General features: G+C 65.7%; 17 protein-coding genes. 2 read left to right on the plus strand and 15 right to left on the minus strand.

The window, feature by feature from the left end; genetic code table 11:
* Nucleotides 1-9 precede the first annotated feature (9 nt).
* The 13 genes from BJG93_RS00490 to BJG93_RS00550 form a co-directional block, all read right to left on the minus strand.
* Nucleotides 10-933, minus strand: coding sequence for an AAA family ATPase (locus tag BJG93_RS00490; RefSeq protein WP_051374454.1), 924 nt, complete (start codon nt 931-933; stop codon nt 10-12).
* Entirely contained in the window at nt 926-1,723 is a 798-nt protein-coding gene (locus BJG93_RS00495) for an FAD binding domain-containing protein (RefSeq protein WP_027199422.1), read from the minus strand. Before BJG93_RS00495 ends, BJG93_RS00490 begins: the two co-directional genes overlap by 8 nt.
* 28 nt (nt 1,724-1,751) lie before the next feature.
* Nucleotides 1,752-4,133 carry a xanthine dehydrogenase family protein molybdopterin-binding subunit gene (locus BJG93_RS00500; RefSeq protein ID WP_027199423.1) on the minus strand — a complete coding sequence of 794 codons (2,382 nt, stop codon included), beginning with the start codon at nt 4,131-4,133 and terminating at the stop codon, nt 1,752-1,754.
* Nucleotides 4,134-4,143: 10 nt separating this feature from the next.
* Nucleotides 4,144-4,665 carry a (2Fe-2S)-binding protein gene (locus BJG93_RS00505; protein ID WP_027199424.1) on the minus strand — a complete coding sequence of 174 codons (522 nt, stop codon included), beginning with the start codon at nt 4,663-4,665 and terminating at the stop codon, nt 4,144-4,146.
* Nucleotides 4,666-5,080: 415 nt separating this feature from the next.
* Nucleotides 5,081-6,472 (minus strand): amino acid permease, encoded by a 1,392-nt coding sequence (locus BJG93_RS00510; protein WP_027199425.1) that lies wholly within the window; start codon nt 6,470-6,472, stop codon nt 5,081-5,083.
* A gap of 128 nt (nt 6,473-6,600) precedes the next feature.
* On the minus strand, nt 6,601-7,257 hold the full coding sequence (gene rqpR / locus BJG93_RS00515) for a response regulator transcription factor RqpR (protein WP_027199426.1): 657 nt from the start codon (nt 7,255-7,257) through the stop codon (nt 6,601-6,603).
* 10 nt (nt 7,258-7,267) lie between these two features.
* A complete protein-coding gene (locus tag BJG93_RS00520) occupies nt 7,268-8,155 on the minus strand; it encodes a sensor histidine kinase (protein ID WP_027199427.1) in 888 nt (295 codons plus the stop codon).
* Nucleotides 8,156-8,575: 420 nt separating this feature from the next.
* Nucleotides 8,576-9,346 (minus strand): ferredoxin--NADP reductase, encoded by a 771-nt coding sequence (locus BJG93_RS00525; protein WP_027199428.1) that lies wholly within the window; start codon nt 9,344-9,346, stop codon nt 8,576-8,578.
* A 650-nt stretch (nt 9,347-9,996) separates the two neighbouring features.
* Nucleotides 9,997-10,953 (minus strand): ABC transporter permease, encoded by a 957-nt coding sequence (locus BJG93_RS00530; RefSeq protein WP_027199429.1) that lies wholly within the window; start codon nt 10,951-10,953, stop codon nt 9,997-9,999.
* A gap of 63 nt (nt 10,954-11,016) precedes the next feature.
* Nucleotides 11,017-12,072, minus strand: coding sequence for an ABC transporter permease (locus tag BJG93_RS00535; RefSeq protein ID WP_027199430.1), 1,056 nt, complete (start codon nt 12,070-12,072; stop codon nt 11,017-11,019).
* Complete coding sequence (locus BJG93_RS00540; RefSeq protein ID WP_167544156.1) at nt 12,062-13,636, minus strand: sugar ABC transporter ATP-binding protein; 1,575 nt, start codon at nt 13,634-13,636, stop codon at nt 12,062-12,064. Before BJG93_RS00540 ends, BJG93_RS00535 begins: the two co-directional genes overlap by 11 nt.
* Before the next feature lie 320 nt (nt 13,637-13,956).
* Entirely contained in the window at nt 13,957-14,976 is a 1,020-nt protein-coding gene (locus BJG93_RS00545) for an ABC transporter substrate-binding protein (protein WP_027199432.1), read from the minus strand.
* A gap of 175 nt (nt 14,977-15,151) precedes the next feature.
* Complete coding sequence (locus tag BJG93_RS00550; RefSeq protein WP_027199433.1) at nt 15,152-16,204, minus strand: LacI family DNA-binding transcriptional regulator; 1,053 nt, start codon at nt 16,202-16,204, stop codon at nt 15,152-15,154.
* Between the two features lie 334 nt (nt 16,205-16,538).
* Here BJG93_RS00550 and BJG93_RS00555 point away from each other — a divergent pair, with 334 nt between their 5' ends.
* Nucleotides 16,539-17,543, plus strand: a complete 1,005-nt coding sequence (locus tag BJG93_RS00555; RefSeq protein WP_082194678.1) for an aldose 1-epimerase — start codon at nt 16,539-16,541, stop codon at nt 17,541-17,543.
* A 64-nt stretch (nt 17,544-17,607) separates the two neighbouring features.
* Here BJG93_RS00555 and BJG93_RS00560 read toward each other — a convergent pair whose 3' ends face one another.
* Both BJG93_RS00560 and BJG93_RS00565 read right to left on the minus strand, forming a co-directional pair.
* Nucleotides 17,608-18,405 carry an endonuclease/exonuclease/phosphatase family protein gene (locus tag BJG93_RS00560; RefSeq protein ID WP_027199435.1) on the minus strand — a complete coding sequence of 266 codons (798 nt, stop codon included), beginning with the start codon at nt 18,403-18,405 and terminating at the stop codon, nt 17,608-17,610.
* 54 nt (nt 18,406-18,459) lie between these two features.
* The gene (locus BJG93_RS00565) at nt 18,460-19,020 is read right to left on the minus strand and encodes a hypothetical protein (RefSeq protein WP_027199436.1); all 561 of its coding nucleotides are present in this window, start codon (nt 19,018-19,020) and stop codon (nt 18,460-18,462) included.
* Nucleotides 19,021-19,293: 273 nt separating this feature from the next.
* Between BJG93_RS00565 and BJG93_RS00570 the strand changes: the two genes are divergently transcribed.
* Nucleotides 19,294-20,271 (plus strand): AAA family ATPase, encoded by a 978-nt coding sequence (locus BJG93_RS00570; RefSeq protein WP_027199437.1) that lies wholly within the window; start codon nt 19,294-19,296, stop codon nt 20,269-20,271.
* Nucleotides 20,272-20,455: the final 184 nt, after the last annotated feature.

Consider the following 20,455-nt stretch of genomic DNA (forward strand, 5'->3'; position numbering starts at 1 on the left):
CGACGATCCTCACTCGGACAGACACTGCGCGATCTGCGTGGCATCCACGCGCGCGAGATCGTCCTGATACTTGAGCAGCACGCCGAGCGTGTTCTGCACCGATTGCGGATCGAGTTCCGTGACCGACAGCGCTTCGAGCGCGCGGCACCAGTCGATCGTTTCGGCGATGCCGGGCGCCTTGAACAGATCCATGCCGCGCAGCCGATGCACGAAGTCGACCGCGCGCCGTTGCAATTGCGCGGACGTATGCGGCGAGCGCGCGGCGACGATCTCGAGTTCGCGCTCGCGGTCCGGATAGCCGATCCATTGATACAGACAGCGGCGCTTCAACGCGTCATGTACTTCGCGCGTGCGGTTCGACGTCATGACGACGAGCGGCGGCTGCGTCGCACGTACGGTGCCGTATTCGGGAATCGATACCTGGAAGTCGGACAGGAGTTCGAGCAGGAATGCCTCGAACGGTTCGTCGGCGCGGTCGATTTCGTCGATCAGCAGCACGCGCCGCGCGCCGGGATGGTTTTCGTCCGGCATCAGCGCCTGCAGAAGCGGACGCTTCAGCAGGAATTCGCCACGATACAGCGTGTCGTTGTCGGGGCGCTCGCCGCTCGCTTCGGCAAGCCGAAGCGCCATGATCTGGCGCGGGTAGTCCCATTCGTAGAGCGCGCTCGCGGTATCGAGGCCTTCATAGCATTGCAAGCGCAGCAGCGTGGTGCCGAGCATGCCGGCCGCGGCTTTCGCGAGCTCCGTCTTGCCAACACCCGGCTCGCCTTCGACAAACAGCGGCCGCTCCATGCGCAGCGCGAGATACAGCGCGGTCGCCAGCTCGCGGCTCGCGAAATAGCGCTGAGCGGCGAGCTGGGCGAGGGTGTCGTCAATCGAAGCCGGTGGCGAAGGCGCGGCAAGCGGGGCGACTTGGCCAGGATCGCTAAGCATTTGCCTTCGCGACCGCGCGCGCGGCCAGCACCGGAATCAGATGCGCGCGATATGCGGCGCTCGCGTGCATGTCGTCGTTCAGCTCGTCGGGCGACACGCTGAGCGCGCGTGCCGCGTCGGGAGTGAAGTTCGCCGACAGCGCGCTTTCGAGCTCGGGAACGCGAAACACCGATGACGCCGCCCCCGTCACCGCGACGCGCACGCCGCTCGCGACCTTCGCGACGAACACGCCGACCAGCGCGAAGTGCGAGGCGGGATTGCGGAATTTCTCGTACGCGGCGCGCTCGGGCACCGGAAACTCGACGGCGACGATCAACTCGTCGGGCGCGAGTGCGGTCTCGTACATGCCGACGAAGAAATCGCCCGACGAGATGCGCCGCCGGTCAGTGACGATCGTCGCATCGAGGCCCATCGCCGCGGCCGGGTAGCACGCGGCCGGGTCGTTGTTCGCGAGCGAGCCGCCGATCGTGCCGAGCGCGCGCACCTGGCGATCGCCGATATTCGCGGCCAGCTCCGCGAGCGCGGGCAACACGCGCCGCACGTCCGCGTGCTCAGCGACGTCCGCGTGACAGACGGCCGCGCCGATCGTCACCGTGTTGGCGTCGACGGTGATGGACTTGAGCGCGGGAATGCGCGTCACGTCGATCAGCTGCGACGGCTGCGCAAGACGCAGGCGCATCGTCGGCAGCAGGCTCTGGCCGCCGGCGAGGAACTTGGCGTCGCTGTCGGCGGTGAGGGCTGCGGCGGCCGCTTGCGGATCCGTCGCGCGTTGATACTCGAATGAATACATGTCGAATGCTCCGCTCAGGATCGTTGGGTCAGGCTTGCTGCGCGGCTTGAATCGCGGACCACACGCGATGCGGCGTGGCCGGCATCTGCAGGTTGGTCACGCCAAGCGGCGCGAGCGCATCGATGATCGCGTTGATCACGGCCGGCGGCGAGCCGATCGCGCCCGCTTCGCCGCAGCCTTTGACGCCGAGCGGATTGTGCGTGCACGGCGTGCCCTTCGAGGTCTCGACCGTGAAGTCGGGCAGATCGGACGCATGCGGCATCGCGTAGTCCATGTACGAGCCGGACAGCAGTTGTCCGCTGTCGTTGTCGTACACGCAGCGCTCGAGCATCGCCTGGCCGATGCCTTGCCCGAGCCCGCCATGCACCTGGCCTTCGACGATCATCGGATTGATCACGTTGCCGAAATCGTCGACCGCGGTGAACTGCTGGATGCGGGAGACGCCGGTGTCCGGATCGACTTCGATCTCGCAGATATACGCACCCGACGGATACGTGAAATTGGTCGGATCGTAAAAGGCGCTCTCTTCGAGCCCCGGTTCGAGCACGTCGAGCGGATAGTTGTGCGGCACGTACGCCGCGAGCGAGATTTCCGCGAACGCTTTCGTGCGGTCGGTGCCTGCGACGCGGAACACGCCGTTCTTGAACTCGATGTCTTCAGCCGACGCTTCGAGCAGATGCGCGGCGATCTTCTTCGCCTTTGCTTCGATTTTGTCGAGCGCCTTCGAAATGGCCGAGCCGCCCACCGCGATCGAACGCGAGCCGTACGTGCCCATGCCGAACGCGATGCGGCCGGTGTCGCCATGCACGATCTCGACGCTGTCCAGCGGAATGCCGAGCCGGTCCGCGACCACCTGCGCGAAGGTCGTTTCATGCCCCTGGCCGTGACTGTGCGAGCCCGTGAACACGGTGACCGAACCGGTCGGATGCACGCGAATCTGGCCGACTTCGAACAGGCCCGCGCGCGCGCCGAGCGCGCCCGCGATGTTCGACGGCGCGAGACCGCATGCCTCGATGTAGCACGAGTAGCCGAGGCCGCGCCGCTTGCCGTTCTTTTCGGATTCCTGCCGGCGTGCGGCGAAGCCCTCGACGTCCGCGAGCGTGAGCGCACGCGACAGGATCGCGTTGTAGTCGCCCGTATCGTAGGTGAGGCCGACCGGCGTCGCGTACGGGAACTGCGTGATGAAATTGCGGCGGCGGATTTCCGCGGGATCGAGTTTCATCTCGCGCGCCGCGGCTTCGACCAGACGCTCGACGACGAATGTCGCTTCCGGCCGGCCCGCGCCGCGATAGGCATCGACGGGAACGGTGTTGGTGAAGACCGCCTTCACTTCCGCGTAGATCGCGGGCGTGGCGTATTGCCCGGCGAGCAGCGTCGCGTACAGGATCGTCGGCACGCTCGACGCGAACGTCGACAGATACGCGCCCATGTTCGCGATCGTATGCACGCGCATGGCGAGGAATTTGCCGTCGGCGTCCAGCGCGAGTTCGGCTTGGGTCACGTGATCACGTCCGTGCGCGTCGGAAAGGAAGGCTTCGGAGCGCTCGGCGGTCCATTTGACCGGCCGGCCGATCCTCTTCGATGCCCACGTGAGCGCGACGTCTTCCGCGTATAGAAAGATCTTCGAGCCGAAGCCGCCACCGACGTCCGGCGCGATCACGCGCAGCTTCGATTCCGGCAGCGACAGCACGAACGCGGCCATCAGCAGCCGCTCGACGTGCGGATTCTGATTGGCGACATACAGCGTGTAGCTGTCGTCCTGCGCCGAATAGTTCGCGTTGACCGCGCGCGGTTCGATCGCGTTCGGCACGAGGCGATTGTTGACGATGTCGAGCGTGGTCACGTGCGCGGCTTTCGCGAACGCGGCATCGGTCGCGGCCTTGTCGCCGTGGCCCCAGTTGTAGCAGACGTTGTCGGGCACTTCGTCGTGCACCGCCGCCTGCCCCGGGTCGGCCGCATGCGCGGTATCGACGACGGCCGGCAGCACGTCGTAATCGACATCGATCAATTCGGCCGCATCTTTCGCGGCCTTGATCGAGTCGGCGATTACGAGCGCGACCTGATCGCCCACGTGCCGTGCTTTGGTATGCGCGATCACCGGATGCGGCGGCTCGTTCATCGGCTTGCCATCGGTGCTGTGGATCAGCCAGCCGCACGGCAGTCCGCCGACGTTGTCGGCGGCGAGATCCGCGCCGGTGAAGATCGCGACCACGCCCGGCGACTGTTTGGCCGCGCGCGTGTCGATGCTGCCGATCTTCGCGTGCGCGTGCGGTGAGCGCAGGAACACCGCATAGGTTTGCTGCGGCAGCACGATGTCGTCGGTGTACTGGCCTTTGCCGGTCAGGAAGCGATAGTCTTCCTTGCGTTCGACGGCGGCGCCGATCAGGCTCGGGGTGTCGGGTGCGTTCATCGTCGGCTCCTCAGGCGGCGGCTGCGCCGGCGGCATTCGCGCCGGCAGATGCGCTCGATGCGGCGGACTTCATGCCCGCGGCGCCTTCGAGCACGGCCTTGACGATGTTGTGATAGCCCGTGCAACGGCACAGGTTGCCGTCGAGCTGTTCGCGCACTTCGTCGCCGGTCAGATCGGGTTGACGTTGCACCAGCGACACCGCGCTCATCACCATGCCCGGCGTGCAGAAACCGCATTGCAGACCGTGGCAGTGCTTGAACGCCGCCTGCATCGGATGCAGCGCGCCGTTGTGCGCGAGCCCTTCGATGGTCGTGACGTCGGCGCCATCGGCTTGCGCGGCGAGGATGTTGCAGGACTTGATCGCGCGGCCGTTCAGATGCACGGTGCAGGCGCCGCATTGCGCCGTATCGCAGCCGACGTGGGTGCCGGTCAGACGGAGTTGATCGCGCAGGAACTGGACAAGCAAGGTGCCAGGGTCGACTGAGGCGCTCACGGGCGCGCCATTGACCGTCAGACTGATGCTGATCGCCATGAAGCTGTCTCCTTAATCGATCGGAGCGAGCGCTTCGGCGTATCGATCCCCGCCTCGGCGCAGACCACGATCCCATGCAAGGTAGTTGCTGTGGGTGAGATCGGACCTGTGTTTGTTGTTGCCCCTGCTTTGCTTCGACTGCGTGCTGACTGCGATTCGCGAGGTCCGACGAGAGTGCTGCGGGTTTGATAGGTCTGCCGAAAAGTAAAGCACAAATCGCGCGACCGCGCTATGAGGGGAAGTGTGTTCGGCGGGTGCGAGCGCACGAAGAGAGACATCGCGGCCATGCAATGGCACGCCGCAAAGACATGCGCCCCGTCTGCGGAGCACGAGGGGGCGCATCGAAAGATCGGCGCAAACCCAGGCCGCGCTCGCGAGCCTTCAGCGCATTGGGTCGCCTCGCCGAAACCGCGCGTTACTTCGCCAGTTTCGAGTGACGGCGCGAGTAGCCGAAATAGATGACCATGCCGATCAGCAGCCAGATCACGAACGCGCCCCACGTGATGCCTTGCAGGTTCAGCATCAGGAACAGGCACGATGCGACCGCGAGCACCGGCACGACCGGCACGCCCGGGCAACGGAACGCGCGCGGCAGCTCGGGGTGCGTCTTGCGCAGCACCAGCACCGCGATCGACACCATCGAGAACGCCGCGAGCGTGCCGATGTTGATCAGTTCAGCCAACACATTGAGCGGCACCAGCGCGCCGATCAGGCCGAAGAAGAGACCGACGAGCCACGTCGTGAAGAACGGCGTCGCGAAACGCGGATGGACTTTCGACAGCTTCGCCGGCAGCAGGCCGTCGCGCGACATCGCGAAGATCACCCGAGTCTGACCGTAGGCCATCACGAGAATCACGGTCAGCATGCCGAGCACGGCGCCGAGATCGATGAAGCCCGCGACCCAGTTCTGCCCCGCGAGCTGCAGCGCGTACGACACCGGGTGCGAAACGCCCATGAACTTCTCCGACGGCACGATGCCGGTGACGACGGCGGCCACTGCCACGTACAGCACCGCGCAGACGCCGAGCGACGCGATGATGCCGATCGGCAGGTCGCGCTTCGGGTTTTTCACCTCTTCGGCCGCCGACGACACCGAGTCGAAACCGATGAACGCGAAGAACATCACCGCGGCCGCGCCGAATACGCCGCTCCAGCCGTGAGGCATGAACGGGTGCCAGTTGGCCGGCGTGACGTGAAACACGCCCACACCGATCACGAGCAGCACCACGACCACCTTGATCGCGACCATGATGTTGTTGATCCGCGCGGACTCGCGCACACCGAGCGACAGCAGCGTGGTGATCGCCATCATCACCAGGAAGGCGGGCAGGTTGAACAGCGTTTCGTGCCCGGGGACGGCGCCGGGGGCCGCGCTCAGCGCCATCGGCAGCGACACGCCGAAGCCCGACAGCAGCGACTGCAGATAGCCGGACCAGCCGACCGACACCGCTGAGGTCGCGAGCCCGTACTCGAGCATCAGGTCCCAGCCGATGATCCACGCTGCCAGCTCGCCGAGCGTCGCGTACGAGTACGTGTAGATCGAGCCGGCGACTGGAATCGTCGACGCGAATTCCGCGTAGGCGAGCGCCGCGAAGCCGCAGGCGATCGCCGCGATCACGAACGAGATCATCAGCGCGGGGCCGGCCTGCAAGGCGCCCGTACCGGTCAGCACGAAAATGCCGGTGCCGATGATGGCGCCGACGCCGAGGAAAGTCAGATCGAGCGCGCCGAGCGCCTTTTTCAGGCCGGCGGTCTGAGCGCTCGCCGCGAGCATGTGCTCGACGCTCTTCTTGCGAAACAGGGACATTGGCGGGGGTCTCCAGTGGTGCACGCGCGCTGCGCGCCTAATGCCGGGAAAACCCGCGATTCTAGCGGATGCGCGCTGGCGGCCTGGTTTGCGGCGGCACTTTGGAGGACAAGGCGATCGGCGAAGGTTTAGCCCGCCATCGCGGGATTCAGGTCGACGAGGCGGTTGCTCATCACATAAAAGGTCAGCTCGGCGTTGTTGCGCAGCTTCATCTTGTCGAGCAGCCGCGTGCGGTACACGCTGACCGTCTTCACCGACAGCGACAGCGCGGCGGCGATATCGGTGAGCCGTTTGCCCGACGCGAGCATGCACAGCGTCTGGTATTCGCGATCGGAGAGCTTTTCGTGCGGCAACTGCTCGCCGTCGAACGACACATAGTCGGCGAGCGCCTCGGCCATCTCCGGGCTCACGTACTTGCGCCCGGCGGCGACCTGCTGGATCGCGCCGATCATCTGCGCGGCGTCGACCGTCTTCGACAGATAGCCGGACGCGCCGGCTTTGAGCGCGCGCACCGCGTACTGATCCTCGCGGAACATCGAGAACATCAGCACCGCGACGCGCGGCGCCTTGCGCTTCAGGCGCTTGAGCACCTCCACGCCGTTCATGTCCGGCAGCGAGATGTCGAGCAGCACGACGTCGAAGTTCTGATGGACGACCGAATCGAGCGCTTCCGAGCCGTTTTGCGCCTCGGCGACCTCACGCGCGACGCCGCGATCGAGCAGCAGCTGGCGAACGCCTTGGCGGACCACCGCGTGATCTTCGACGATCAGGATGCGCAGGCTCATGGTCGCGCGCTCACGCTTGCAGCGCGCGTCGGGCGGCGCGCGGCGCGGGGGTGGCCGCGAGCAGCGCGGGCCACGCAAAACGGGCCTCGATCAGCGTGCCGCGCGGGGCGATCGCGCCGTGGCTGCCATTGCCGCTGGCGCCGCCAGGACCGACGCTCGCGCGTCTCGCGCTGACTCGCAGTGTGCCGTCGAATGCGACGCAGCGCGCCTGCATGCCAGCGAGGCCGAAGTGGCCGTCTGATTTTTGCTGGCCACCGCGTTCGCGCGTGCCGCGCGGCGGGCCGATCCCATCGTCGCTGACCAAGAGCGTGAGATGCCGCGCGCCTGTTTCGATGCGCACGTCGGCGCACGTCGCGTGGGCGTGCTTGGCGACGTTGTTCAGCGCCTCCTGCGCGACACGGAACACGGCGAGCGCCGCATCGGCGGGCAGGCGCGCGAGCCGCGTGTCGTCGCTGCAGGCGAAAGCGGTCCGCAAGCCGGTGCGCGTGGCGAAGTCGCGGATCCAGCACTTCAGCGTGCCGGCGATGCCCGACTCGAGCGTCGGCGCGTGGAGTTGCGCGACGGCCTCGCGGCTCGCGGCGCACACGGCGTCGAGCGAACGGTTCGCGACCGCGAGCGCAGCCGCGCATTGCGGCGGCGCGTCGGCGGGCAGCCAGGTTTCAATGCCGGCGAGCGCGAAGCGCGTCGCGGTCAGCTCGGCGCCGACGCCGTCGTGTAGCTCGCGCGCGATGTGACTGCGCACGCTTTCCTGCGCGCCGACCAGCTCGGCCGATAGCTCGCGCACCCGCGCGCGCAGCCGCTCGATCTCGCGTGCGGCGTGCGACGGCATGTCGAAGCCATCACGCTGCGCCGGTGAGGCCAGCGCAGCGTTGAACGGGACGGCAGTCGACGTATCCATGAATTTCCCCCTCAGGAAGCGGAGCGGACAGCGAAGCGGGCGCACACAGGCGGCGCGAAAACTACGAATCACGGGGTTTCGCACTGCACGATCGGCGACCGCAGCAACGCACGAAACGCAACGGCACAACGTAACGAAATTTACATTCAGTAACACGCCGGGTTGATGACAATTGCTGCGCGTATTCGTCTGTTCTCGCGGCGCGATGATATCTCAAAAAGCGTGAAAAAGCGGTCACACCAACGGTTAGCGCAGGGTCTTGAGAGATTACATGAGGTTACCGAGCGCCCGTCGTGTCGGAGGAATTCTGACAGCGAAAGTCATGTAACAGGCTCCGATTTGTAACGGAACAACAAAAAGGAGCCGGAGGCTCCTTTATTTGAAGTTCGCGGCGCGCGGGCCGCGAAGAGGGCATGCGGCTTAGCCGACGAAGGCCTTTTCGACCACGTAATGACCTGGCTCGTTGTTGCTGCCTTCCTTAAAACCCCCGTCTTCGAGCAGCTTGCGCGTGTCGCGCAGCATGTGCGGGCTGCCGCACAGCATGACGCGGTCGTTCTCCAGCGAGAAACCCGGCACGCCGAGATCGGCAAACAGCTTTTCGGTTTCGATCAACTCGGTGATGCGGCCACGGTTCTGGAACGCTTCGCGCGTCACGGTCGGGTAGTACAGCAGCTTTTCCTGCACGAGCTCGCCGAGGTGTTCGTGCGCCGGCAGGTGATCGGTGATGTATTCCTTGTACGCGAGTTCGTCGACGAAACGGCAGGTGTGCGTGAGGACCACGCGCTCGTAGCGGTCGTAAATGTCCGGATCCTTGATGATCGACATGAACGGCGCGAGGCCCGTGCCGGTGGACAACAGCCACAGCGTCTTGCCCGGCAGCAGGTTATCGGCCACCAGCGTGCCCACCGGCTTCTTGCCGATCAGCACTTCGTCGCCGACCTTCAGGTGCTGCAGACGCGAGGTGAGCGGGCCGTCCTGCACCTTGATGCTCAGGAATTCGAGATGTTCTTCGTAGTTCGCACTGGCGAGGCTGTATGCGCGCAGCAGCGGCTTACCCTCGACCTGCAGGCCCACCATCGTGAACTGGCCGTTTTCGAAGCGGAACGACGGATCGCGCGTGCAGGTGAAGCTGAAAAGCGTATCGGTCCAGTGATGGACGCTCAGGACGGTTTGTGAATTCAGGTTGCTCATGGCTTCTTGGATAGTGCGAAAACAAAGGCGGCCAGTCGTCTGAGCCGGCCGGCACGGCAAGGGCGATGCTGCGCTGATCCGGGGTCGGGACTTTCGCGCAACCCGCCATTTTACCGTGCCCGCCGGGGCGGGGCCGCGGCGCGGCGGTCGAGGCTGGTCAAGCGGGTTGCCGGACCGGAAAGCGGCAGCGCCGGCTTGCTGGCGCCGCCAGCAACGTTGGCGTGGGAGCGGCCGTGCTTCAGCGGTGTGCGGCGATTCGGCGAGCGCCGCGCAGGGCGGCTGTCATTGGCTGTCCGGCAGGCGCGCAAGCGGCGCGCCGCGCGGGCAACAATTTCAGGATGATACCCAAAGGCGGCGTGCGCTGCAGCATTGACCCTGCTGATAAAACTGGCAAATGGGGCGCAACCCGGCCGGCGCGATCGGGATCGCATCGCGTCGATATCGTTGGCGCGGCGCGAGTTTTCGGGGAATACGCCAGACGTTGCCTCGACGAAACGCCCACTGCGGCGCGTCACGGTCACAGGTGCCGGCGTAAATGTATTGGTACACAGATACGGGCCTAGGACGGCAATGCTTGAACTAGACCTCGACCAGACAACGAATTTCCATCCGATGCAATCGTTGACGCCCGACTCGCGGGCGCCGCGTGTTCACGCAACGGCCGCACGCTTTTTCCCGCGCTGTTTCAACACCCCTGCCTGCAGCACGATCACGAGTAGCAGGAACACGCCGCGAATCACCGACTGCCAGTACTCCGACAGACTGATGAACCCCAGCCCATTCTCGAAGTTAAGCAGATTGAATACGAGCCCGAGCAGCAGCACACCGGCAATCGTCATCGCAACGGAACCCTCGCCGCCGGTCAGCAGCGTGCCGCCCAGCACGACCGCGGAAATCGCGAACAGCTCCCAGCCGACGCCTTCGTTCGGCTGCCCCGCGCCGAACTGCGCGGCGAGGATCACGCCCGCCATGCCGGCGAGCAGCCCGCTCACCGCATAGGCCATGACCAGCGTGCGGTCGACGTTCAGCCCCATCAGCCGCGCGGCCTCTTCGCTGCCGCCGATCGCGAGCGAGTGCCGCCCGAAGCGCGTGCCGCGCAGCGCGAGCCAGCCGGCCACCGCGGCAACGAGCGCGACGAGTCCCGGAATCGGCAGACCGAACAGGTCGCCCTGACCGAAGTTGCCGAAGTTCGAATCGGCCGCGATCGATACCGCGTCGTTCTTGCCCAGCAACAGCGCGACGCCGTGCGCGCCGAGGCTCGTCGCGAGCGTGACGATGAACGGCAGAATCTTGAGCCGCGTGATGATGATGCCGTTCAGCACGCCCACCGCGAGTCCGGCCGCGCAGCCCGCCAGCACCGCGACCCAGCCGCCGTAGACGCTCGTCAGTGCGGCGACCACGCTCGCGAGCGCCGCGACCGTGCCGACCGACAGGTCGATGCCGCCCGTGATGATCACGAAGGCCATGCCGATCGAGATCAGCGCGAACATCGAGTTGTAGCGCCAGAACGAGGTGATGTTGTACGCCGAGCCGAAGTGGTCATAGCGCACGAGGCCGACGACGACCAGCGCCGCGAGCGCGAGCAGGATCGGAAGATTCTTTTTCATCGCATCGAGTCCGGAAAGGTGGCGCGCGGATCGTGAAAATGAGCGCGAAAAGCAGCGCCAGAATCAGCGCGAGCGCCGCTGCACGTAAACCGCCGCGACGATGATGCCGGCCTTCACGACGAGCGCGGCCGCATCGGGAATGCCGTGCGCGAGCAGCGTATAGCGCAGCAGCTGGATGATCAGCGCGCCGATCAGCGTGCCGCCGATGTACGCCTTGCCGCCCGTCAGCGCGGTGCCGCCGACCGCAACGGCCGCGATCGCGTCGAGCTCGACGCCAAGCCCCACGACGTTGGCATCCGACGACGAATTCACCGAGATCGAGATCAGCCCTGCCAGGCCCGCGAGCGCCGCGCACAACGTGTACGCGATCATCTTCACCGCGGCGGTCGGCACGCCGCACAGATACGCGGCTTTCTCGTTGCCGCCGGTGATCAGCAGATACTGGCCGAACAAAGTCTTGCGAACGACCCACACGAAAACGCCGACGAGCGCGAGCATCAGCAGCACCTGGAACGGCACGCCCGCGACCTTGCCGAGCGCGATCCACTGGAAGGCTGGGGTGTTGAACGCCTGCAGGCTGCCGTCGGTGACGACCTGCGCGATGCCGCGCCCGGCGATGAACAGCACCAGCGTCGCGACGATCGGCTGCACGGAAAGCCGCGTGACGAGCAGGCCGTTGAACACGCCGCATGCGGCCGCCGCGGCGACCGGTAGCACGAACGCTAGCGCGATGCCGAGCGGCCCCGCTATGTTGAGGAACAGCATCGGCGCGAGCGCACCCGAAATCGCCATCGAAGCGCCGACCGACAGATCGATGCCGCCCGTCGCCACGACCAGCGTCATGCCGATGCCGACGATCACGATCGTCACGACCTGAGTCATGTTCACGTTGAAGGTCTGCAACGACCAGAAGTGCGGCGTGAAGATCAGGTTGAACAGCACCATCGCGAGCAGCACGATCACTTCGCGCTGCATCGCGAGATGGCGCCACTTGTGCAGGCTGCTTGCGGAGCGCGCGCGCGGGGCATCGGCCGATTGCATCGCGGTGGCGTCGGCGCCCGGCGCAGCGGCGCCCCGCACATCGGTGTGCAGCGAATTTGAAGGCAGCTTAAGCGCCATGACGGTCGCCCTCCAGCGCGTCTTCGATGTGCGCCGCATTGGCCGATCGCGCGGCTTGCGCCAGCGCCGATTGACCCTCGCTGCCGTACGCGATCGCATCCATGATCGCGGTCTCGCTCATGTCGGCCCCGTTCAGCTCGGCGACCGTGCGGCCGTCGCGGATCACGACCGCGCGATCGGCCACCGCGGTCAGCTCTTCGAGCTCGGACGCGGACAACAGTACCGCGAGCCCCGCATCGCGCAGTTCGCGCACGATCTTTGCCACATCGGCTTTCGCGCCGACGTCGATGCCGCGCGTCGGTTCGTCGAGCAGCAGCAGCGACGGCTCGGCCGCGAGCCAGCGCGCGAGCAGCACCTTCTGCTGGTTGCCGCCCGACAGCTCGCGGATCGGCTGATCGGCGGAACGCAGCTTGATGCCGAGCGACGCGATGAAGCGATCGACGATCGCCTGCTGCTGCTTCGCGTCGACGATGCCGTGCTTCGCAAGCGTGCGCAGACAGACGAGCGTCAGGTTGTCGCGCACCGACAGTTCGGGGACGATCCCTTCGCCCTTGCGGTCTTCGGTCAGGTACGCGAGGCCGCGCGCGATCGCGTCCTGGGGCGACTTCAGTGCGACCGCCTCGCCGCCGATCGACAGCGCGCCCTGCGCGAGCGGATCGGCGCCGAACATCAGCCGCATGGTTTCGGTGCGGCCCGAGCCAAGCAGGCCGGCGAGACCGACCGCCTCGCCCGCATGCACGTCGAGCGACACGCCGTTGACCTTCGGCGGTGCGCCGAGCTGAGTCGCGCCGATCACCTGTTTGCCGCGCCTGGCGAGATTCGCTTCGCGCGCGGCCGTGTCGTCTTGCACGAGCGCGGCGAGCGAGCGGCCGAGCATCGTCGTGACGAGCTGCAGCTTGTCCATCTCGGCCATCGTGCTTTGCGCGACCGTCTGGCCGTCGCGCATCACGGTCACCCGGTCGCATAGCGCGTACAGCTCGTCGAGCCGGTGCGAGACGAAAATCACCGCGCGGCCGTCGTCGCGCAGCTTGCGCACGACGGTGAACAGCAGTTCGACTTCGCGCTCGTCGAGCGACGACGTCGACTCGTCCATGATCACCATCTTCGCGTCTGACGACACCGCGCGCGCAAGCGCCACCATCTGCTGGATCGCGGTCGAGTAACGGCCGACCGGCTTCTTCACGTCGATCTGCAGACCGAACGAATCGAGCAGCGCGGCCGCGCGCTGCTGCACCGTGCGCCAGTCGATCAGACCGAAGCGGCGCGGCTCGCGGCCCAAAAAGATGTTTTCCGCGACCGAGCGGAGCGGCACCAGGTTGATCTCCTGGTAGATCGTGCTGATGCCTGCTTCGCGCGCCTGCTTCGGCGTGCGGAAATCGACTTCGCGGCCTTCGAAGCGCACGCTGCCCGAGCCGCGCCGATACGCGCCGGTCAGGATCTTGATCATCGTCGATTTGCCGGCGCCGTTCTGGCCGATCAGCGCGTGCACTTCGCCCGCGGCGACGCTCAGATTCGCACCGCGCAACGCGGGCACGCCGCCGAAGCTGATGCCGATGTCCTGCATGTCGAGCAGCGGCGAACGGGGAAGGGGGGAGTGCGGCGTCTCTTTGCCGGATTCCGTCACGGAGTTCTCCTGATGCGGATGCTGCCGAGGTTGCCCACCGCGCTGTTGCCGGCGGCGCGGGTGGGCGGCGCCAGCGCGCCCGGACCATGTTACGCCGCATAAAAGCGAAGCGACGGTCCGTCAGTCACGGGCGCGTCGCTTCGAAGCCTTCACCACCCGCCCGACGAGGAGACATTCATGAAAGGCGGGTGACTTCCTGCTACAACGCCGAAGAGAGTCCCGAGCAAATGTTGCCGCGGGGAGCTTGCCGATGCTTGCGGTCAATAGCCGTACTGCATGTTCTGCTGCACGTTTTCCTTGTCGTAGAAACGGTCGGACACCTTGACCCAGGTCGGGATCTTTTCACCCTTCGCATAGCGCTGCGCGACATCGCAGGCGAGCGGGCCGAAGAACGGGCTCGACTGCACGCTCGCGCCGAGCTCACCGGCCGCGATCGCGTCCATGCCGCCCTTGGTGCCGTCGATCGTGACGATCTGGATGTCCTTGCCCGGCTGCTTGCCGGCCGCCTTGATCGCGGCGATCGCGCCGAGCGCCATTTCGTCGTTATGCGCGTACACGGCGGTCACGTCCGGATGCGCCTGCAGCAGCGTTTCCATCACCTTGCGGCCGGTGTCGCGCGCGAAGTCGCCGCTTTGCGACGCGACGATCGTCATGCCGGGGTTCTTGGCGATGACTTCGTCGAAACCCTTCTTGCGATCGTTCGCGGCGGACGCGCCCGTGGTGCCTTCGAGCTCGATGATCCTGGCCTTGCCGCCGGTCGCCTTGACGAGCCAGTCGGCGGCGCGGTGACCCTGATCGATGAAGTCCGAGCCGATGAACGTGATGTAGTCGCGGCCCGCCTTCGCCACCGACTGGTCGACGTTGCGGTCGACGAGGATCACCGGAATGCCGGCCTTCTTCGCCTGCAGCACGACCGGCGCGAGCGGCTTCTCTTCACGCGGCGGGAATACCAGCAGATCGACATGCTGGGCGATCATGCTTTGAATGTCGGAGACCTGCTTGGAGTTGGAGCCGTTGGCGTCGGTCATGACGACCTGCCAGCCGCATTTCGCGGCAATGTCCTTGAAGCTCCTGGTTTCCGCGAGACGCCACGGATTGTTGCTTTCGGTCTGCGCGAAGCCGACCTTCAGCGGGGTCTTGGTCGGCAACTTCGGCAATGCGTCGTCTGCATGCGCGGCCGCCGCGCCGACACCGATTGCCAGAGCCAGCAACGAAGCTGCCAGCGGACGAATCTGCTGCTTGCGCGCGTGCATGCGCGACTGCCTATTGAGCGACGCCATGTCTTCCTCCAGTAACCGGTGACCGGTATATCTACTTTTTGTGTTGCTCGCGATTGCCTCTGTTCAGCCGGGGCGCCGATGCTTTTTCGCCGCCGAGCGTGCGGTTGGCTATCAGCCACCGTGCGCTTGCTTCCCGACCCGACGTGCCGATTATTCCACCAGGAATTATTATCGGTCAATCACTAATAATATTAGTTGCCGCCGGTTTTGCCTCGGTAATTACCCTGACCGACGTGCGTTCGACTAGCGGTCCATCGAGCTTGACCGTGCGATGGCGCACCGGCGCGCCCGCCGCGCGGTTGTGCTCTTCCTGCAGCAGCGTCTCGACGGCCCAGCGGCCGAGTTCGTAGTTCGGCAGTACCACGGTCGACAGCGGCGGATGCGTGTGGCGCGCGATTTCCTGGTCGTCGTAACCCAGCACCGACACGTCCTCGGGCACACGCAGTCCGAGCTGCTTGAGCGCCTCGATCGCGCCGATCGCGGTCAGGTCGTTCGCGCAGAAGATCGCGGTGGGCGGATTGGCCTCTCGCATCAGCGACAGCGTCAGTTCGAAGCCGAGGCCCGAGCTCCAGTCGCCGTCGCGCACGAGCTCGGCCGCGAACGGCAGGTCGGCGGTCGCGAGCGCGGTGCGATAGCCCTTCAGACGGTCTTTCGCCGCGTCCTGCCACGGCTCGCCGTTGATGTAGCCGATGCGCCGGTGGCCCGCCTGCAACAGGTATTCGGTCGCCAGATGGCCGCCCGCGACCTCGGCCGGCACAACCGACGAAAACGAGCTGTCGCCGGTATAGCAGTTCAGCAGCACGGTCGGCACCTGGGTCAGCGCGGCCGGCGGCGCGACCTTGCGCGTATAGACGGTCGCGTAGATCACGCCGAACACGTGCGGATTGGCGAGGACCGTGTCGAGTACCTGTTTTTCGATGTCGGCGTTGCCGTGCGTCGAGTAGACCGCGAGCATCTTGCTGCTCGCGTAGGCTGCGTCGCGCGCGCCGTCGATGTTGACGACCGGGTGCGGGCTCGTCGAGATTTCATCGGCCAGATAGACGATCAGGTTGCGCTCGTCGCTCGATGCCGCGACCGGCTCGCGCAGCGACAGCCGGTAGCCGAGGTCGTGCGCGGCCTTTAGCACCTTGTTGCGGGTGGCCTCGGAGAATTTCGCACCGGCCGCGTTGTTGAGCACGAGCGAGACGGTGGATTGCGACACGCCGGTGAGCTTGGCGATGTCGGTCATGGTCGGACGGCGTTGAGTCGATTTTTTCATTGTGCGGGCCGCGCTGAAGCGGCGCTGAAGCAGGGGATGCCGGCAGCATCATGCTGCTGACGGTACCACTAATAATATCTGCGCGGCAACGCGCGCTAACCCGCCATTTGGGAGCAAGCCTCGCGTGCTGTTACCGGCTTGTAGGGCTGATTATTACTAATAATATTGACCTGCGATGCGGTGTCGTGCGATTCTCGCTCAGGGTGGACTGAGGTAGTCCGCAGGCCGCGTGGTGCGGCACGTTAAAGGAGATCTGAATGCACGTTGATACCGCTTTGCGCTCGCGGTTGCGCCTCGTCTGACCATGCGCGACGTTTCCCGCAGTCCGGCTCGGCCGCCCGCGGCACAACCCGCGACTCGATCCGCGGCGCAACTCGCGTGGCTCGACGATCCCGAGATCGCCGCGCGGCTCGTCACGTTGTCGGCCGGCGCATTGCGCGCGGTGCTCGCGCCCGAGCTTGGCGGCGCGCTCGCGGCGTTCTACGAAGTCACGCCGGAAGGCCCGGTGCACTGGTTGCGGCCCGCGTTCAGGGAAGCATTCGAAGCGCGCGATCCGCTGCGCATGGCGAGCTTCCCGCTGTTGCCGTACTGCAACCGGATTCGCGATGCGCGCTTCGAGTTCGACGGCGCCACGATCGATCTCGCCGGCAACGACCCGCGTTTCGCCCACGCGCTGCACGGCAACGCGTGGCGGCATCCGTGGCGCGTCGGCGCGCGCAGCGGCAACGCGGTGGACTTGCACTTCGAGCACAACCCGGATGCAAGCGTGACCGGCGACTGGCCGTTTCGCTATCGCGCGCGGCAGCGTATCGAATTGCGGGATCGCGCACTGCACATTACGTTGTCCGCGCAGAACCTCGCCGGCCGGCCGATGCCGTTCGGCATGGGCCATCACCCGTACTATCCGCGCACCGCGGCGACGCGCATCCATGCCGATGTGCAGGCGATGTGGCACGCCGACGCCGACGTGCTGCCCACGCATGTCGGCCCGCATCCGGCCGTCGACGCATTGCGCGCGGGCATGTCGCCCGATGCGTTCGATCTCGACAATAACTTCTCGAACTGGTCGCGCGTGGCGACGATCGCGTGGCCCGACGAGCACCGCAGCCTGACGATGCGTGCGCAAGCGCCGTTCGATCACATGGTTGTGTTCGCGCCGGCCAACGATCCGCAGCTATGCGTGGAGCCGGTCACGAATACGACCGATTGCTTCAATACGGTCGGTGTGCGCGATCAGGTCGGCGGCTGCGTGTTGGAGCCGGGCGAACAGATCGAAGCGGCATTGAGCTGGACGCCGCATCGCGAGTGAGGGCCTGCCAAGCGAGGGAGCGCGCACGCGCTTGCCGGTGGCGAAGCGCAACCAGCAGGAGCGCTTATTCCACCCGCAACTTCGCCATGTAGGGCAAATGATCCGACAGCCACGCGGTCTCCTGCGTCGGCTGAATCCATTCGACCGGCTGCATGCCGCGCACGAACATCTTGTCGAGCGACAGCGCCGGCGAGAACGCCGGGAAGGTGCGGGCCGGTTCGCCGAGCAGCGTCGCGACTTCCTGCAAGCCGTGCTCGCGAAAGAGCGGCACCGAGTCGTTGCGCCAATCGTTGAAATCGCCGGCCAGCACGAGCGGGCCGTCGGGGGCTTCCTTCGCGATCCAGTGGGCGATCCAGTTCATCTGCCGCAACCGCGCCGGGCGCGTCAGCGCCAGATGCGCGCAGAGCAGCGTGACGAGCCGTCCGCCGAACGTCGCCCGCGCGACCAGCAGGCCGCGCTTTTCGAAGCGGTGCGCGGAGATGTCCCAACGGCCGCCGAGATCGAGCGGATGCGGCGATAGGATCGCGTTGCCGTGCCGCCACGACGGCTTGAACACGTTCGGGCCGAGCGCGACTTCGAGCTCGAGCGCACGCGCGATTTCGGTCGCCTGACAGTGCCATACGTCGGACAGCGGATCGCCGATTGGCGATCCGAAACTGCTCGCCAATACGGGCGACGGCATGCGCCGCGCCATCGCTTCCTGCAGAAAGTACGCGTCCGCGTGGGTCGACTGAACCCAGCGCTGCATCGCCTGCCAGGCCTGAAAACCGAGCGGCGTGCGGCCCTTGTGCAGGTTCCAGCTCACTGCGACGAAATCGCTCGGCGCGAGGTTCTCGCGGATCAATTCTTCTGGGTTTCGCATGCCGCGGTATCCACATGTTCTGTTCGAGCGCGCCGGTAAGGCGCGCTATTCCGGTTAGTTCGAGTTGCTGCTGCCGGTCGCGGTGTCATTGCCGCTGGTGCCGCCATTCGTGCCGTTGCCGTTCGCACCGTTGCTCACGACGTTCGCATGCACGCGGTACACGAGGCTCGGATCGTGATCGACGAGCGTCCAGCTCGCCCATTGGTCGGGCGGCACCACGAGGCCCGGATGGCTCGCGCTCACCTGGCGAGGCTGCGGCGGCAGCTTGCAGCCGATGTCGGTGCGCCGCGCGTTGTCGTCTTCGAGCGTTTGCTGCGTGTCGATGGAAAACATCACGCCCTCGGGATCGACGCGCAGCGGCGACACCGTGATCGTGCGCGACAGATCGATGCTGCCGGCCGGCTGGTCCTTGCAGCCGACGTCGTGTTGCACGACCTGATGATGGGTATCCGTGCGCGCCTGGCCGACGGTGGTGGTGCCGTCGAACGAATCGATCTGCTGACCATCTTTGACTACCTGCAACTGCCATTGCACGACCTGCTGCGCTGGCCGTTGTTGCGCGTGGGCGAGCAACGAAGCGCCGAGCAGCATGGCCACGATACTGGTTTTCCACATAGAAGGGTCTCCGCTTACGCGTCGGTTGCGTGGTTGCCTCGTCGCCGCAATTAGAGAGCCATCTTACCCCCGATGGCCGCAACGACTTCTGACACGGCCAGCGAGGGCCGGTTCAGCAACAATGCATTCCGGAAAAGGACGGCAATGCCCGCCGTCGTTAGCAGCAGAGCCGCACGACTGCTGGCTTGCATGCGTCGATGTCCTCGCTACACTGGACTCGAAGCGGTGCCCACGAGGTGCCGCCGCTGCAGGATCAGCCAGACGGGGTGAGCAATGACGACAGCAGTGGTCAAACAGGAAATCGCCGTAGCATCGTTCAGCCGGGTGTATGACCTCGACGAAGTCGAAACCGCGCTGAACGGTCTCGGCGAGGGCGCGAACGACGCGCTGCGCGCGACCTACGAAAAGATGCTGAAAACCGGCAATCTGCGATTCTGCGTGAAGCCGAACCGGATGCCGTCGATCGACGATCTGATCGACGCGCTGCCTAATTTTTCAGCGCCGCTCGACGACATTCGCAAGCAGGTCGCACTGTGCCTCGAAACCGAGGACCGGCTCGAGTTGATGCCGATCCTGCTGCTCGGCGAGCCGGGAATCGGCAAGACGCATTTCGCGAAGCAGCTGGCCCGCCTGCTCGGCACTGCGTACCAATACGTCGCAATGAGTTCGCTGACGGCGGGATGGATTCTGTCGGGCGCGTCGTCGCAATGGAAGAACTCGAAGCCGGGCAAGGTGTTCGATGCGCTCGTCAACGGCAGCTATGCGAACCCGGTGATAGCCGTCGACGAAATCGACAAGGCGACCGGCGATTCGCAATACGATCCGCTCGGCGCGCTCTATGCGTTGCTCGAACACGACACCGCGCAGAGCTTCATCGACGAGTTCGCCGAGATTCCGATCAATGCGGGCAACGTGATCTGGATCGCCACCGCCAACGACGAACGCGCGATCCCCGAGCCGATCCTCAACCGCATGAACGTCTATGAGGTCCCGCCGCCCGACCATGCAGGCGCGCGGCGCATCGCGCAGTCGATCTACGACGAGATTCGCGGCGCGCACAATTGGGGTCTGCGCTTTCCCGAGATGCTCGGCGATGCGACGCTCGATGCCCTCAAGCGTGCATCGCCGCGCGAGATGCGCCGCGCGATCCTGAACGGCTTCGGCGCGGCGCGCATCGCGGGACGTGATCGCATGGAACCGGCCGACATCCGCCTCGATTACGGAAACCGCCGGAAACCGATTGGTTTTTAAGGTTTAGGGCCGGTTTTCTGCACAAAAACCCGCTTTCCCGCGATCGAGACGGTTACGATCGGCAATTCGCACCGCGCGTGCGGTGAATGCCGCGGCAATTATTGCTGTTTTTCGAGATGCCGCCCGGAATCGAGCTAGTTTGGGCTGCGGTCGCGCGGCCGGCGCACACGACACGTTGTCACTT

Origin of the sequence: Paraburkholderia sprentiae WSM5005, from assembly GCF_001865575.2 — a bacterium.
Taxonomy (GTDB): Bacteria; Pseudomonadota; Gammaproteobacteria; order Burkholderiales; family Burkholderiaceae; genus Paraburkholderia; species Paraburkholderia sprentiae.